Genomic DNA, 15,054 nt, shown 5'->3' on the forward strand with positions numbered 1-15,054 from the left:
ATTGCTGCGGGCTCCGGCCGAACGAGAGGCTTGGCATCAGTGCGGGAATCTGCCTAAGCCTTCAGTAACTAATCAGAAAGAAAGCGATGACGGATACAGGAGCCCCCGAGAAAGCTCAGGGCCGCAGAGGAAAACTTCTTGTAACCGCTGTCCTTCTCTTGGCCGCAACGATAACGGCTGTTTACAACACCACATTCGCCAATTTTACGGATTCGATCGCGCGATTTAGTGCGCATGGCCTCGTGTTGATCGTGTGCGCGATCTTGACCGCGTTTCTGGTTGCAGCATTCAGACTGAAGCTGATCGCCGCCGACTTCGGTTATCCTCTGACTTTTTCCCAAAGCGTCGCGACGGTCAGCGTTGGCCAGGTCGGAGGATTCCTCTTTTTCCAGTTGATCGGCCAGCTGATGGCGCGCGGCGCATACCTCGCTCGTCACAATATCTCGATGACCGGAACGGTGCTGATTACCGGAACAGAGCGGGTTGGAGCGGCTTTGATTTCTGCCGCTCTCGCCGTGTCGGGAGCGATTTACATTTTCAGCGGACTAACGCTGCAGGTGAACCTCAGTCCGATCCGCCTGATCGTGGGGATGTCATTCGTTCTCCTCGTCTCAGGCTATATGTGGCGCGGTGCGCTTTTGACCGCATGGCGCGCAATAACATTCAGCGACGTCAAAAAGCTGCTGCGATCCCTCGCGGTTTCAGTTCTCGTTCAGCTTCCGATGATGGGCGCGTATGTAACCGCCGCCCACGCGATAGCTCCGCAGATTCCGCTGCTTGATCTGGCCGCCGCCGCCACTCTCGTCATGTTCGCCGCTAGCATTCCGATCAGCTTCGCCGGTTGGGGCGTCCGCGAGTTGAGCGCCGTCGCAGCCTTAAGCGCAATCGGCGTTCCCAAAGAAGGCGCACTGCTCGTTGCCTTGCTCATCGGAACAATATCGATCTTGGCCGCGTTCTTTTTGACTGCGGTATCGACGGTTGGCCGGGTCAACAAAATCGAGGCTCCCGCAGCGTCACCACACGCCGATCGATTGACGGCGCGCGATCTCCTGCTGCCGCAGATCATTCCCGTCGTCGCAGCCGTCCTGATTTTCTTTCAAGTCAACCTTCCCACCCAATCGACTCTGATCAATGTCAATCTTGCCGACCCGATATTGATTCTCGGCGGATTGATTTCCTTGTTTGCGATGTCTCAGGGGCGATTTCCGCAATGGCGGATTTCCGGAATGAATCTGCATTTCATTGCCTGCACTCTCGCGATGACCCTGGCGCTCCTGATCGGCGCTCACTCGATCGGCTGGACCGAATGGGCCCTGGCAAACAAGTATCTTGGATGGTTCGTTCTCATGGCGACCGCGCTCACCGGAGCGATGTCAGCCAACATCGGCCTTGAGAAGATATTGAGAACTTTTGTCGTTGCCGGTTGCGCGGTTATTGTCTTCCAGTACGGCTCGAACCTTCTTCAGATTTTTGGCATCATCAAAACCAGTCTGACGGTCGGTTTTACGCAAAACTCAAATGCTTTCGCATTTCAATGCATCATGGTTCTGTGCGCGGCCTTGGCGCTGCCAGGGCGGCGAACGCTATTCATAGCCATCGCGTTCACTGGACTGTGGCTGGCGCTTTCAAGGGCCGGCTTGATTGCCGGCATAGCCGTCATCCTGATAGCCTCCATCTATATCAGAGGCGTCGTTGTCCCAGTTGCACTCGCTCTGTGCATCGCGGCGCTCGCGACGATCTCACTTCTGCTTGTTTCAGGTTACTCGACCGGACTTTACACCGGGGGCGGTTTGCAAGCCGTCGATAAGCTTGCTGTCTGGCGTGTGGATTCTTCCACCACTGAGCATCTGACGAATGCGACGGGCGCGGTCAAAATGTTTACCGAAAATCCGTTGTTCGGAGGCGGGCTCGGTGTCTACATCCATCAGTGGAAAACAAATGCTTTGGTCATCCACTCCACACCTCTTTGGCTCCTTGGTGAGTTCGGCCTGGTCGGACTACTTGTCTTCTTTGCCCCGATTGCGCGCATCGTCGGCGTCGAGCTGCCGCGATTTCGTTCCAACGATATGGCAGGCAATTTTACGGTTCTGATTATCGTTGCGCTTGCTGTCATGTCGCTCTCTCACGAATTGCTCTACCAGAGAACTTTCTGGTTCCTGCTGGGCGCCGCCTTGATACCGCGCCCGCACGAGTTACACGTCGGACAACCAGCCGCACAAATCCGCGCTTGAGTTCGCTCGCTAATGCACCGTGAGCCCCACGCCGTAAATCGGCACGCTCTTGCTGTTCAGCGTCTTGATCCGCGCCTGAAACGATGTACCCGACGTAAGAGCCGTGTCCGCCGTCTCTGCGACCTTGCGGCCGCCCTGGCTGTAAGACGTGACCGCGGACAGCGTTGCGCTTGCCCAGTTCGTTCCGCCGTTCGCGGAAATTTCCACCGTCAGATCGGTGTTGAGCGCAGGCGCTGCCGTATTATCGTATTCGATCAGAACCCTGCCGGTGCTCACGGATGAATCCGCCGTCTGCGCCGTCGTCACCAGTGTCATGTCGGCGGGGGCGCTGGTCGCCGTGTGCGTGTAACGCATCGGATAGGTGCTGCCGGTGTCTTCGCCCGCCGTGGCCTGCCCCGTTCCGGTCAAATCGGCCGCGACATAGGCGCGCCCGCCCGACGTGTTCTTGACGTTCGGATTCGATCCACCGGCGCCAACGTAACCCGCAAGATAATACGATCCGCTGCCGGGCACGGCATAAGACGAAGTGAGCGCAAAATCCTCCCAGCCAGAACCGGTATGTGAGAACGTCTGGGAAACGACCACATCGTAATTGTTCGCGGAATTTCGCTTTACAATCTTGGCGGTCACGCTGCGCGCAACCGTCGAATACCAGCCGATGCGGGAAACCGTCACACTGTTCACAAGCGCTGTGGTGCGATCGACAAAGGTATATGTCTGACCGGCCACCGTGGTATCGGCGGAATTGATCGTGACCGTCGTGCCGCTGACGGTTGCCGTCGGAAGAACATATCCGCTCGCGGCTGCATTCGTGGCGTCGTAGTTGCTCGACGATCCTGCGACGATCCCGCGCAGCGTATCGGTCGAGGCCTTGAACCCTGTTGCAAACAGGTTCACCAGCCGCCGGATATCGCCGAGCGACTTCGACTGGTAGATCAGACCGAGCACCGAGTTCTGCCGCTCGGTGTCGGTCATCCCGGCTGCACTTCCTCCGCCGCTGCTCGTCGACGCGATCGCGCGCCACCGCTGCGTGGTGCCGTCGTAGCGCAGCGACAGCGAGGCATTCGCAGCGAGCGTGACATTGCTGCCCAGCAGGAAGCGATTGGCCGCCGCCGATGCCGAATCCTGGTTGGTCAGGACGATGTTCTGGGAGCCGACGTTGTGAATGATGATCGTTCGCCCGTCCGCGCCGCCCGCAAGCCCGGTGACGTTCCGGCTGGCATCGCTCGACAGCCGGAGCGTCGAGGCAGCAGCAAAGCCGGTCGGCGCATAGTCGTTCTGCGCCGACGTGATCTGCGACGGCGAGATCACGCCGGTCAGCGCAAGCCCGCGCTGGAGTGAGGCGTTGCCGGTGCTCTGGTTGAACGTGATCGCCTCGACGAATGTCGATCCGTCGTTCGAGACCTTGAGCTTGAACGTATCCGATTCCACGAGGCCGAATTCTGCGCGGCCGGAGAACGCATCGGAGAACACCACCGACGCGGTATTAGCGCTTCCCTCCTTCGAGATCTGCACGCGCATGTCGCCGGAGCCGCCATCGGCCACGCCGACGGCGTTGAAGAGCGCCGCGTTGGATTTCACCGTCAGCAGGTTCGGATCGCTCGCGGTGTCGTTGATGCCGAGTTGCGCGACGCTGCCGGACACGGCGCCGATCCCGCCGCTCGCCGCCGCGGTCCATGCTGCACCGTCATAGACAAGCAACGCGCTGTCGGCGTCGGACCACGCGCACCAGCCAAGCTTCGGCGTGAGAAAGCGCCACGCCCCGTCTTCGTATACGGCGACCGCGTCATCCTGTCCGGCCCACGTGCCGGTCGCACCACTCGCCACGATATGGCGATCGCCCTCCGCTGGCGTCGGCGGCGGCAGGGTTTGATCGGTATCGAGCACTCCGATCTGGATCGCGGCATCCAAGATTCGCAACGCTTCATTGTGCGTAATATGTTTCTGCGCCTGGCTGCCTTCGATGAAGGGCATCCCGAGATGAGGTGTGTTTGTCATGATTGCTCAGATCGTGAGAGTGAATTCTGCCGGATGCCCGCGCCCGACCGTGCTTGACATCTGCACAACGCGGCCATGGAGGCTTGTTTGCGGCGCGCCGAAATCCGCGAGTTCGTCGGCGCTCGCGTAGAACGCCGCAGGTGCGATGCAGGGAATGCTTCGCACCACCGACGCGCCCGAGAGAATGTCCAGCGCGTAGGCCTCGGTATCTTCGCCGAGCGGCACTTCCACGCCCCAGCTGTCGCCGTCGCGGCGCGTCCTGCGAATCCAGGACACATGAATGCCGTCACCCGTGCGCGCGGCCTTCACATGCACCGGCGACAACGGCATCAGCGCGGTCGGCTGCGGCGTCACGGTCAGCGACAGCGCCGACGGATCGTCGTGACTGCGGCCTGTCGCGACAATGCGCAGATCGATGGCGCGGTCGAGCGCGCCGAGGCCCCGCGCGATTGCGAGCAGATGATCGTCGAGCAGCACGAACGGCGCGCCGGCGGGCAACGGATCGGCGATGGCCTGCTCGCTGCCCGCCTGCCCGCGTAGCAACCGCGAAAGCCTGTAGGTCTTGTCGTCCACCAGTTCGGCGTTGGCGAACTGAAGAATTTCCCACGCGCCCGTGGTGTTGAGCACCGCAGCCGCGTTCGCGCCGTCAAGCACGCGCGCGTCCGCGACCGACGCCAGCGCGCCGCCATAAAGCTGCACGCGCATGTTGCCACCGCGATCCCACCGGCTCGTCGGTCCCGCCGGCAGCGGATCGAGCGTCTCGCCGATGATCGAGGGTGCAAACGCCGTCGCGGCTTTCTCAAAACTCAAGCCATCGGTGGAGCGCCACACCGTCATCGACCCCGGCCAGGGATCGGCGAAGATCGCGAGCCGCGTCAGCACCGGCGGCTCGGACGCATCGATGCCCGGAAGATCGAGCACCAGCGCCTGCACCGGACCCAAAGCCGGCGGAATCACCGGCGGCTTCACGCGCGGCGCGAACAGTGGCACCGAGAAAACCTCGGGATCGATGCTGCGCGCCTTGACCTGTCGCGAGGTCGTATCGACCAGTTCACCGATCTCGAACAGCCTGCGCCGCGCGTTGATGGTCACGCCGACCACATCGCCGGGTGTCAACGTCAAAGCCCTCATGCCGAGCGAGAACTCGACGCTCTCGCGCCCCGCCCACAGATCCTGCAACCAGATGTCCGCGCGGCGCGTGGCGGCGGCATCGTCCGTCACCACCGCGAAATCCGAATGCAGCGCACGGTTCGATCCGCCGGTGAGACGACGCGACGTGACGGCGGAACGGCGATAGTCCGCCGCGCCATCGGTGAATCCAAAAGAAACCTCGCGTGGCAGTTCGGTTTCCTGCCCGCGCGTCAGCCGCGCCAGTGCGCCCTTCGCTGGGTCCACGAGCTCGTCTTCGGTAATCTCCGCAACCGGTGGCGCGCCGCGCTGCACGAACGCCAGTTCGCCGCCAGCGACCGTCGCATCGAATGCGTAAGCCATCGCCAGCGGATCGATCGCTGCGCGCGGTGACATCGGCCGGTCGATGACATAGCCGTCGCAGCTTTCGCGCAGTTCATCGGTGCGCGCGCCGGTCACAGCCGCGTCGTCGAGAATCGCCCCGACCAGCGCATCAAGCGGCGCGGCGCCGAGCCGTCCGGTCAGCCAGTGCCCGGTCTGCCAGTTCGGCGCGTCGCTCCAGACATCGGCAGCCGCCGGAAACACCGGATACGGCCGCGCGTCCCAGGTCCACAAATGCAGTCCCGACACATCGATCATCCGCCCGCCATAGACGGGTGACACCGGATTCAATGCGCCACCAAACGCAGGATCGAACGCGGCGACGATCGTCTCGATATAGCGGCGCTGGATCAGGTCGTCGCGCTGCCCGTTCGAGAAGTAGGGAATGTTGCCTTCGGCGGATTTCGGGTCGGGAAACACGCTGGGCTGGTTCGCGCCCTTGTCCACGGCGGGACAGCCAACTTCCGTGAGCCAGATAGGCTTGCTGCGCGGCGTCCATGCGGTCGCGCCGCCGAGTTCAATGCCGCCGACGCGTTCGACATGCGCACTCGCCCACCAGTTCCACAGATCCTTGGGACGATAGGTCCACGGCTTGCCGAGACCATCGGTGATGCTTGCGCGGGTCTGCGCGGCGCGTGCCGCATCATCGGCGTAGTACCAGTCATAGGCCTCGCCGCCGTCGAGGTTCGACGCGAGATAGCCGCGATCATGGATCGACGACGTGATCGACGTGTCGAGTTGCCCGGCGTCGTCGCGCCAGTCCGACAGCGGCGCGTAATAATCGATGCCGACGACGTCGATAGCGGGAGAAGCCCACAGCGGGTCGAGCGGAAAGCGCACCTCGTCGCCCACCACATGCGAGCCGTATTCGGTCCAGTCCGCGCCATAGGTCACGACGGTGTCCGCGCCGACGACAGCCTTTACATCCGAGGCCAGTGTCGTCAGCGCAGTCACCGCAGGATAGACGCCCGGCGACGAGCGCACGCGCGTCAATGCCTTCAACTCCGAGCCGATCAAAAATGCATCGACGCCGCCGCAGGACACAGCGAGGCTGGCGTAGTGCAAAATCATGCGGCGATAGTTCCAGCCGCTCGGCCCGCCGCCTGAAAAGAAGTTGGTCACCTGCGATGCCGCCGTGCTGGTGCCGTCCACCGAGCCGCTGACTCCCGGGGCGGGATGACAGGTGATGCGGCCACGCCAGGGATAAACCGGTTGCGGCGCCACGCCAGTCCATGGATCGGTCAGCGAGTTCCCTGCCGCAATGTCCATCATCAGGAACGGATAGAGCGTGACTTTCAGTCCGCGTGCCTTCAGCTCGGCGATCAGATGGCGCAGGCTGTCGTCCGACGGCGTGCCGCCGTAGGCCGGACGCCCGTCGATGGACGAGACAACGTAAGCACCTGCCCGGCTCAGGCCCGCGACCGACCATGTGCCGCCCGACGTCACTTTAATGGCGTTGTCCACGCCGGGGCGCACGGTGCAGTTGCCCGCGCGCAGATCGTTCCCGAACCAGGCCACGACAATGGCGACGCGTTCGAGGTTGGGACACGTCGCCTGCAGATCGTCGAGCGACGCCATGACATTCGACGCGGCACTGGTGACGTGACGGTTTTCCGGCGCGGACTGGCCGGGGCCGAGCACGCGCACCACGGCGGATGTCTCGTAGCCGAACTCCGTGGTGCCGGGGATCAGCGTCACCGCGCGCGCCATCTGTTCGAGCTGGCCGATGGGCCGCACGATCTCGAACGACAATTGCGGAATCCGGTTGCCGAAATCCGCCAGCGGCAGCCGCTCGAACACGACATAGGCGACGCCGCGATAGGCCGGCGCGTTAGCCGCGCCCTCCTTGGCGACGATCAGATCGTCTGCCGCCTGCTCCTCGCCGCCGCGATGAACGCGCATGGTGAGTCCGGACACATCCAGCGGCTTGCCGTCAGCCCAGATGCGGCCGACCTGGCCGATCTCGCCTTCGCACAGTCCGACCGCGAAGTTCGCATAATAGGAGTATGTGGTCGTCGTGGTGGTGACGGCACCGCCGCCTCCGCCGCCGTTGCCGAAGCCCTTTCCTCCGCCGCCGCCTGACGTCTCGGTGCGCGTCGAGACCACTTCCTCGAGCCGCGTCGCCCAGATCACCTGACCCGAGAGACGCGCGCGTCCATAGACACGCGGGATCGGCGCGCCTTCGGTCGAGGCCATAACGTCGAGATCGGCGAGCCGCGGCCCCTGCACACTGCGGCTGGAATCTTTCGCGAACAGCGAGCGGTCGAGAATGTTTCCGGCCAGCGCGCCGGCGATGCGACCGGCGATCGCGCCCGCAGGCCCGAACACCGCGCCCGCAGCACCACCGGCCACTGAAAGAACAAGGGCTGCCATCTGGATGTCTCGTGTTGGCGTCCCGGGCGCGATGCAATGCGCAGCGTTGCTTCGCAGAACCGGGACCGCAAAATCTCGTATGTAACGGTCCCGGCTCTGCGGATCGGCACTACGTGCCGCACCGCGTCCGGGACACAGCGGGAACTCAATCTTCCGCCACTCCCGGAAACCGGAACGCAAATGCGAGCCGCCTGCGCCACCACGCCGACAGCGCGACCTCGCACACCGCAGCGCCGTCATGCGCGTGAATCATTGTGCCGTCCGATGTCGCAATCGCTGCATGCTTGGCGACAAAGCCGTCGCGCCAGCGAAACAGCAGCACGTCGCCGCCGCCGATCTCCTCACGCGCCACCGGCACGAGATGACGCAATGCAGCTTCAGCAAGCGTCTCCGCGCCCGATGCCTCCGCCCAGTCCGGCGCGTAAGCCGGCGGCGTCTCCGGCTCGGAGCCGACGCAGTTGCGCCAGACCCCGCGCACCAGACCGAGACAATCGCAGCCGACGCCCTTCAGCGAACCCTGATGGCGATAGCGCGTGCCGATCCAGTCGCGGGCCTCGGTGACGATGGCGGCGCGGGTGAGAGATGGGGTCATTGGTAATGTCCAACTCAATTCTGAAATACGGCGACATGCTCTACCTCTCCCCGTTCTTACGGGGAGAGGTAGAGAGCTCCGATCACCCCATCGAGCCGCCGTCATTGCCCGCGCCGGCGTCGGGCGAGGCGATGACAAAGTCGTTGCCGGGAATTTGCGGAAAGCCGCGAAAGTTGATCACGTTGGCGAAGCGGTCGCGGCAGGTGGCGAGACGCTTGTCGCATCCGGCGGTGACGACAAACGCGTCGCCGTCCGCAATCGGTTCGGGCATCGCCTGCCACAACGACAGCCGCGCATGGCCCGCGACGATCCGGTGATCCTTGATCTCCGCCGCCAGCCCGTCATTTTCTCCCGACGTCCACGTCAGCTTGCCGCCGGTGAAAACGCCTTCGGAAAATCCGTCGAGCCCTGCGGCGACAAGCGTGGACGCGGACTCGATCGATGACACGCTGCCCTCGCCTTCCAGTCCCGCCGCGGCGAGATCGAATTTGCAATGCACGTCGCCGAGATCGGCGCTGCATCGCGCGGTGAACAGCCGCCCGTTCGCTTGCGACAGGGAATCCGCCAGACCGCGCAGCTCGGCACTGAACGCCTGCCCTTCACGCCGCACCTCGCCGAGGGTGGAGCGCGCAGTCAGCACACGCAAGCTCACATCGCTCCAGTCCACCAGCCAGGTCTCGACGCGCGCGGCATCGTAACGGCCCGCCGCCAGATCGCTCTCAAGAAGCGCATCGTCCGACAGCGCGCCCGCGATTTCCGCGCCGTCCACCGACAGGTCGAAGCGGCTGGTGGCCTCGGACGAGGTGAAGCCGGTCCCCGCGCGATAGGTCACGCCTTCAATAAGCAGATCGTCGTCATGATCGGTGAAGCCCTGCACGGCGTCATCGCGCCGCGTCAGCCTCCAGCAATGACACAACGTGGTCACACCGGAATCCAGCTTCGCCTGCAAGGCGGTTGGGATGTCCCTCATGGCCGGATCTCCACCAGCGGAATTTTCGGGATCGCACCCGCAGCGAAGGCCGACAGATCGACCTCGAGATAATCCGTATCGAACCGTACCGGCACATCGAACTGAAAGCCCGCTGTCACCGCCGCGCCCGATGCCGGAACATGCCCCGGCAGGAACGTCACCACACCAGTCGCCGTGTCGCAGGTGAACGCCGTGCCTGACGGCACTTCACTGCCCGCGACTGCAATGCTCACGCTGCCGGGCACGGGCTTGGACACGGCGCGCGTATACGGCGCGTAGGTGCTGCCGTAGGTTTTCAGCAGTTGGAATGTCGCGAGCGCGCCATCGCCGGTGCCCAGTGTCTGGTCCAGCGGGGAAATCGCCGACGCCGGCGGAGCGGACGAATGATCGAGCCGGTCGCGCCAGCGGAAGCCATAGAGCTGCCCGCGCCGCTCCTCGAAGAACGCGACCACCTCCTGCAACGCATCGAGCGTCTTCACACCGTAGCCGGCATCGAAGCGGCGGCGCGAATGCGCCCAGCGCGCATTGCGTTCCTCGCGTCCCGAACCGAACGTAATAATGTCGGTGCGCCGCTCCGGCCCGCCCGCGCTTTTCAGCGCGATGTCGAGCGGGAACAGCACCTCATGAAAACCGGCGGGCATCGTTCAACCTCGGCGTTTGTTTGAAAGTGGACCGGGAACCGATGCGCCCGGCAGCCATTGACTGATCGGATGTCGAGGCAACCAACGGGAGATCAGACATGACCCAGTGCGAAACCTGCGGAAACGATTACGACAAGGCATTTCAGGTCACGACGGGCGGCAAGACCCACACCTATGACAGCTTCGAATGCGCGATCCACGCCCTGGCGCCGACATGCGCGAACTGCGGCATTCGCATCGTCGGTCACGGGCTCGAGGCTAGCGGCAAGTTCTATTGCTGCGACCACTGCGCCGAGCACAAGGGCGTCAAGGGGCTGCGCGACCGCGTGAACTAGAGACCGGTTCGGCCTGTTGGTTTTGTCCTCACCGCGCTTGTCCCGGGCGCGATGCAGCGTGTAACGCTGCTTCGCAGAACCGGGACCATCACAGGCTCAGAGCCTCGAACGGCCCCGGCTCAGCAGTGCACTGCTGCGCACTGCACTGCGTCCGGGGCACGACCGAACGTTTTTGTAAGAGTGGCTTTCACAAACTTCGCTGCCCGCGCGAGACGGCGCGCGCGATCTGGCCGGTGATGTAGTTTTCCGAGCGGCGGAAACTTTCCAGATCCGGCGTCGCGATCTGGATGGTCACGCTGTTGCCGCCGCCGCGCCCGGCGACGCCGAGCTTGCCGTCGGGCCCGCGCGCCAGCGGCATGATCGCCTCCGGCCCGGCCTCGCCGGCGAGACCGACGCCGCCTTGCATCAGCGGGAAGTAAGTCGGCGTGCTGATCACGCCGCCACTCGCGAACGGCTTCACCGCGCCGCTTGCCGCTGCGAGGGAAATCGTTGAAGGCGACTTCGCGCCGGTCAATCCCGAGAGAAGGCTGCTCAGTCCACCGGCGAGGCCAGTCTCCAGCGGCTTGAACGCGAGCCGCACCGCGAGATCCGACAGCCGCAGCGTCAGGGATTTGAGCACGTCATCGAACTGCTTGCCGCCGACCACCGACGCCGTGAACGCACCGGTCATCGCGCGCGAAAACGCACTGGCCCCGAGCGCGAGATCGCGAGTGCGCAAGCCGAGCGTGCCCAGCGTGAGCGAAACGTCCTCGCCGGATGAATCGAGCGCCATCGTTTACTCTCCACGTTTATCGGGAAACATCTGCATCAGCGCGGCGAGCCCGGCGCGATCGATCGGCTCATGGTTCGGACCGCGCACCGCCGCCACCGCGTAAGCAAGTTCGCGCGGCGTCATGCGCCAGAAATGCTCCGGCGGCAGCCGCAATACACCTAGCCCGAAGCCGATCGCCTCTTGCCAGGGAAACGGCTTCATGCCGCGTCCGTGACGGGCGCGCCGTCGAATGTCGCCGCGATCAGGTCCGCGGCCACGCGCACATAGCCCGCGGCTCCGCCGTCCACGGTCATGGCTGCGACCTCGTCGTCCGAGATGTCTTCGCCCGCGCCGCGCAGTCCAGCCGCGATAATGCGCACAAGATCGCGCGCCGACAGCCGGCCGGTGCCGAAGCGTTCCGCCAGCGCCATCAGGTCGCTCGCACCGAACGCGGATTCCAGTTCGGCCAGCGCGCCGAGCGTCAGCACCAGGGTGCGGCGCTTACCGCCGAGGTCGGCGGCGATCTCGCCGCGATAGGTGTTGGGCATGATTAGCTCGCGGTGAAGGTGAGCGCACCGGCGGATTCCAGCGCAAGATCGAACGTCACCTCGCCGTTATGCTCGCCGGAAAACTCGAGACTCGAAATCTGGAACAGGCCCTCGATGGCGCCGAAGTCCGGCACGATCACCTGACAGGATTTCAGCACGCCGTCGAAAAACGCCTGGCGCACCATCGCGTCGGACGCGGCGTCCTTGAACAATCCCCTGCCCGACACCGATGCGCGCTTGACGCCCGCGCCGGCGAGCAACTCGCGCCATCGCTCGGTAGATTCCGCGTGAGTGACGTCGACGGTTTCGGCGTTGAACGCGATCCTGCGGCTGCGCAATCCAGCGACGGTGACGAAGCCCGCGCCGTCGTGCATCTTCAGCAGCAGGTCCTTGCCTTTCTGGGCGGCCATTGGTTTCTCCTCAGATCAGGGGTTCGGTGACGGCGCGAAACCGCACCAGCGCGTGATAGGTGCGCCCGTCGGACTCGCGGCGGATGTCGGCAATCGAAAATCGCAGGTTCACCAGCCGATGCCCGTCGGGCGACAGCGGCGCGTCGTCGAGCGCCTGCAGCAGCGCGCCGGCGATGACATGCGCTTCCCGGTGCCCGCCCTTGCGCGACCAGGCGTGCAAGGTGAGCTGATGCTCCTGCGTCTGCCCGCCGTCGGACGAGACATCCAGCAATCGCGCCTCGCCCAGCGTCACATAGGGAAACTCCGCGTCGCGCGGCGGTTCGTCGTAAATCCGTTCGCCGCCGAGCGCGCTCGTCAGCGGCGTGTCCGCGCGCAACGCATCGTGAATCGCGGCGCGGAGCGCGACATTGGCTGTGGTCATGACGGGTCCTCGATCAGGAGATGCGCACGTCCGCATCGATCTCGATGAAGCGGCGGTCGTCGCGGTCGCGGATGGCATTGATGCGATAGATGCGCGCGCCGTCGCTGAAACGATGCTGCAGCGTGAGACTGAGATTGCTGCGCAGAACGATGCGATAGCTTTGCGTCGCGCCGTCACCGTCGGCCTGCATGTCGCGGCGCGCAGCGAGCGGCGTCACCTGCGCCCATACGGTCGCGAATGTCGTGTAGCTGCGGACCACGCCGCCCTGATCGTCGGGCGTCTCCACAGGCTGCTGGATCACCAGCCGCGTCCTGAGTTGTCCGGGATCGATCATAGCGACAGCACCCGATGCGAGGAGATCATGGCGTTGACGGAAGCCGGCATTATCGCGACGGATTGGCCAATGGCGATCAGCCCGCGGTTTTCATACCAGTGCGCCACCAGTATCCGGATCGCCTGAAGCAACGTCGGCGGCACGTCGGACGACGCCTCGCCGTACCCGACCTCGATGTCGAGTTCGATTCCCGCAATGCCCCGCCCCGGCACAGGCAGCGACCAGCCGGGTGCCGCGATCACGCCCGCCGCGCGATCGAACACGAATGTCTCGGGATCGATCGTGCTCGCCTCGCCGGACCCGCTGAACACACGCACCGCCGCGAGCGACCGCAACGGACCGATCCGCGGTTTGATCCGCCCGCCGTCCGGCCATCGGTCCAGCACCAGCCGCCAGGTCTGCGCGATCAGCGCGTTGCGCGTCAGCGCCTCGACGTGATTGCGCGCAGCCGACACCAGTGCCGCGATGATCGCATCGTCGGCGTCGTGTTCCACGCGCAGGAAGTTCTTCGCCTCGATGAGCGACAGCGGCTCGGCCGCGGGCGCGGTGAGAAGGTATACAGACATGGATTGAAACTTTCGTGTTCGAAGAAGTCACCCGTAGCGGTTGACAAAACGCGCGCATCAAGGCTCATCCTTGCGGATGATCCATCCGTCCCGTCTTCTCTTTATTCTCGTTGCCGCAGCGCTTGCGCAGCCGGCACACGCCATTACCGGCAGCCGTTCCGCACCATCCGAGGCGGTTGCGCGGTCGATCGTCACGGTGATCGGCTCGCGCGGCAACGTGTGCACCGGCTCGCTGATCGCACCGAACATCGTGCTGACCGCCGGTCACTGCATCACGCCGAACACGTCGTACCGGGTCGTCGATTACTCGACGCAGCCGCCGCGCCTGCTCACCGCGCAGAAGACCGTCACCCATCCGCAATTCAACATGCAGGCGATGAACGCGCATCGCGCCACCGCAGATGTCGCGCTGCTGCAACTGCCCTCGTCCGTTCCGAACAAAGCGCCAGCGACGCTCGGCCTGCCGCGCATCCCGATCATGCCGGGCGCGCCGTTCACCATTGCCGGCATCGGCACCACCGCCTCGGGCAGCGACGCAGGCGTCGGCACGGTTCGCGCGGCGGGGCTGACGGTGACGGGAAATCCCGGCACGCTGCAGGTGCGCCTGGTCGATCCGCTCACACAGAACAAGCGCGCGGGCATCGGCGCGTGCACCGGCGATTCCGGCGCGCCGGTGTTTCAGGATCAGAATGGCATGAGCGTCATTGTCGGCGTGGTGAGCTGGTCCACCGGCGCAAACAACACGGACGGCTGCGGCGGCCTCACCGGCATGACGCCGCTGACATTATATAAAGACTGGATCGTGAAAACCGCGCGAAGCTGGGGCGCGGTCTTCTAGGACAGGCGGCGCTCGCGGCGTAACGATGAGCGCAGGAACAAGGATCCGACCATGGGACGAGGCTCGGCGACAATCTTCCGGTTCGCGATCACCGCTGTGGCGTTCGGCGTGCTGACCCCGGCCGCGCTCGCGCAACAACCAGATGCAACGCTTTCGCGACCGCGCGCGAAAGCTGCAACATCAAAAGAAACCCAGAAACCGAAGCCCATCGCGCAGCCCCGCGCCGCGACACCCTGCACGGAATTCGGCGCCGGGTTTGTGCGGATGCCGGGCTCGAACACCTGCGTTCGCGTCGGCGGATCGATCGATGTGGGCGTCGGCATGTCGCGCTGAAGCGCGCTAACTCTCAGCGCCGTCCGCGATGCCGCCATTTCTTGCGCGGGTAGACTGACGGCGGCTGCGTATACGGCTGCGAATACGAGTCCCGGTACCGCTGCCGCGATTCCTGCAGCGCCCGCTGATAGCCTGGCGAGCCCGTGATATTCGCTGCCCCGCCGCCGCGCGCGGAGGCTGGGGTGATAGCGGATACAGAAACGA

General features: G+C 64.4%; 16 protein-coding genes. 4 read left to right on the forward strand and 12 right to left on the reverse strand.

The window, feature by feature from the left end; genetic code table 11:
• Positions 1-86: 86 nt before the first annotated feature.
• Complete coding sequence (locus AC1RKJ_RS20235; protein WP_492792908.1) at positions 87-2,231, forward strand: lysylphosphatidylglycerol synthase domain-containing protein; 2,145 nt, start codon at positions 87-89, stop codon at positions 2,229-2,231.
• Positions 2,232-2,240: 9 nt separating this feature from the next.
• Here the strand turns inward: AC1RKJ_RS20235 and AC1RKJ_RS20240 are convergent, their stop codons facing one another.
• The 5 genes from AC1RKJ_RS20240 to AC1RKJ_RS20260 form a co-directional block, all read right to left on the reverse strand.
• A complete protein-coding gene (locus AC1RKJ_RS20240; protein ID WP_492792909.1) occupies positions 2,241-4,229 on the reverse strand; it encodes a DUF2793 domain-containing protein in 1,989 nt (662 codons plus the stop codon).
• A 6-nt stretch (positions 4,230-4,235) separates the two neighbouring features.
• Entirely contained in the window at positions 4,236-8,111 is a 3,876-nt protein-coding gene (locus AC1RKJ_RS20245) for a baseplate multidomain protein megatron (protein ID WP_492792910.1), read from the reverse strand.
• A 145-nt stretch (positions 8,112-8,256) separates the two neighbouring features.
• On the reverse strand, positions 8,257-8,703 hold the full coding sequence (locus tag AC1RKJ_RS20250; RefSeq protein ID WP_492792911.1) for an NlpC/P60 family protein: 447 nt from the start codon (positions 8,701-8,703) through the stop codon (positions 8,257-8,259).
• An 82-nt stretch (positions 8,704-8,785) separates the two neighbouring features.
• Positions 8,786-9,673, reverse strand: a complete 888-nt coding sequence (locus tag AC1RKJ_RS20255) for a phage/gene transfer agent baseplate hub protein (protein WP_492792912.1) — start codon at positions 9,671-9,673, stop codon at positions 8,786-8,788.
• A complete protein-coding gene (locus AC1RKJ_RS20260) occupies positions 9,670-10,314 on the reverse strand; it encodes a phage distal tail protein, Rcc01695 family (RefSeq protein WP_492792913.1) in 645 nt (214 codons plus the stop codon). The genes AC1RKJ_RS20255 and AC1RKJ_RS20260 overlap by 4 nt, the downstream gene beginning before the upstream one ends.
• A gap of 98 nt (positions 10,315-10,412) precedes the next feature.
• Here AC1RKJ_RS20260 and AC1RKJ_RS20265 point away from each other — a divergent pair, with 98 nt between their 5' ends.
• On the forward strand, positions 10,413-10,649 hold the full coding sequence (locus tag AC1RKJ_RS20265; RefSeq protein ID WP_492792914.1) for a hypothetical protein: 237 nt from the start codon (positions 10,413-10,415) through the stop codon (positions 10,647-10,649).
• Between the two features lie 187 nt (positions 10,650-10,836).
• Here the strand turns inward: AC1RKJ_RS20265 and AC1RKJ_RS20270 are convergent, their stop codons facing one another.
• Genes AC1RKJ_RS20270 through AC1RKJ_RS20300 form a run of 7 tightly spaced genes read right to left on the reverse strand, consistent with a single transcriptional unit; the run spans position 10,837 to position 13,679 of the window.
• Positions 10,837-11,421, reverse strand: coding sequence for a phage tail tape measure protein (locus AC1RKJ_RS20270; protein WP_492792915.1), 585 nt, complete (start codon positions 11,419-11,421; stop codon positions 10,837-10,839).
• 3 nt (positions 11,422-11,424) lie between these two features.
• Positions 11,425-11,622 (reverse strand): rcc01693 family protein, encoded by a 198-nt coding sequence (locus AC1RKJ_RS20275; protein WP_492792916.1) that lies wholly within the window; start codon positions 11,620-11,622, stop codon positions 11,425-11,427.
• Positions 11,619-11,948: a gene transfer agent family protein gene (locus AC1RKJ_RS20280; protein WP_492792917.1), complete on the reverse strand. Its 330-nt coding sequence runs from the start codon at positions 11,946-11,948 to the stop codon at positions 11,619-11,621. The genes AC1RKJ_RS20275 and AC1RKJ_RS20280 overlap by 4 nt, the downstream gene beginning before the upstream one ends.
• Positions 11,949-11,950: 2 nt before the next feature.
• Positions 11,951-12,358 carry a phage major tail protein, TP901-1 family gene (locus AC1RKJ_RS20285; RefSeq protein ID WP_492792918.1) on the reverse strand — a complete coding sequence of 136 codons (408 nt, stop codon included), beginning with the start codon at positions 12,356-12,358 and terminating at the stop codon, positions 11,951-11,953.
• Positions 12,359-12,368: 10 nt separating this feature from the next.
• The gene (locus AC1RKJ_RS20290; protein WP_492792919.1) at positions 12,369-12,779 is read right to left on the reverse strand and encodes a DUF3168 domain-containing protein; all 411 of its coding nucleotides are present in this window, start codon (positions 12,777-12,779) and stop codon (positions 12,369-12,371) included.
• A 13-nt stretch (positions 12,780-12,792) separates the two neighbouring features.
• The gene (locus tag AC1RKJ_RS20295; protein ID WP_492792920.1) at positions 12,793-13,113 is read right to left on the reverse strand and encodes a phage head closure protein; all 321 of its coding nucleotides are present in this window, start codon (positions 13,111-13,113) and stop codon (positions 12,793-12,795) included.
• Positions 13,110-13,679, reverse strand: a complete 570-nt coding sequence (locus AC1RKJ_RS20300) for a head-tail connector protein (RefSeq protein WP_492792921.1) — start codon at positions 13,677-13,679, stop codon at positions 13,110-13,112. The genes AC1RKJ_RS20295 and AC1RKJ_RS20300 overlap by 4 nt, the downstream gene beginning before the upstream one ends.
• Before the next feature lie 76 nt (positions 13,680-13,755).
• On the opposite strand from AC1RKJ_RS20300, the gene AC1RKJ_RS20305 reads away from it, so the two are divergent.
• Together AC1RKJ_RS20305 and AC1RKJ_RS20310 are read left to right on the forward strand one after the other, a co-directional pair.
• Positions 13,756-14,517: a S1 family peptidase gene (locus AC1RKJ_RS20305; RefSeq protein WP_492792922.1), complete on the forward strand. Its 762-nt coding sequence runs from the start codon at positions 13,756-13,758 to the stop codon at positions 14,515-14,517.
• Between the two features lie 51 nt (positions 14,518-14,568).
• Complete coding sequence (locus tag AC1RKJ_RS20310) at positions 14,569-14,850, forward strand: hypothetical protein (protein WP_492792923.1); 282 nt, start codon at positions 14,569-14,571, stop codon at positions 14,848-14,850.
• Positions 14,851-15,054 lie beyond the last annotated feature (204 nt).

The sequence above is a fragment of the Afipia sp. GW822-FHT04G07 genome, assembly GCF_058800765.1.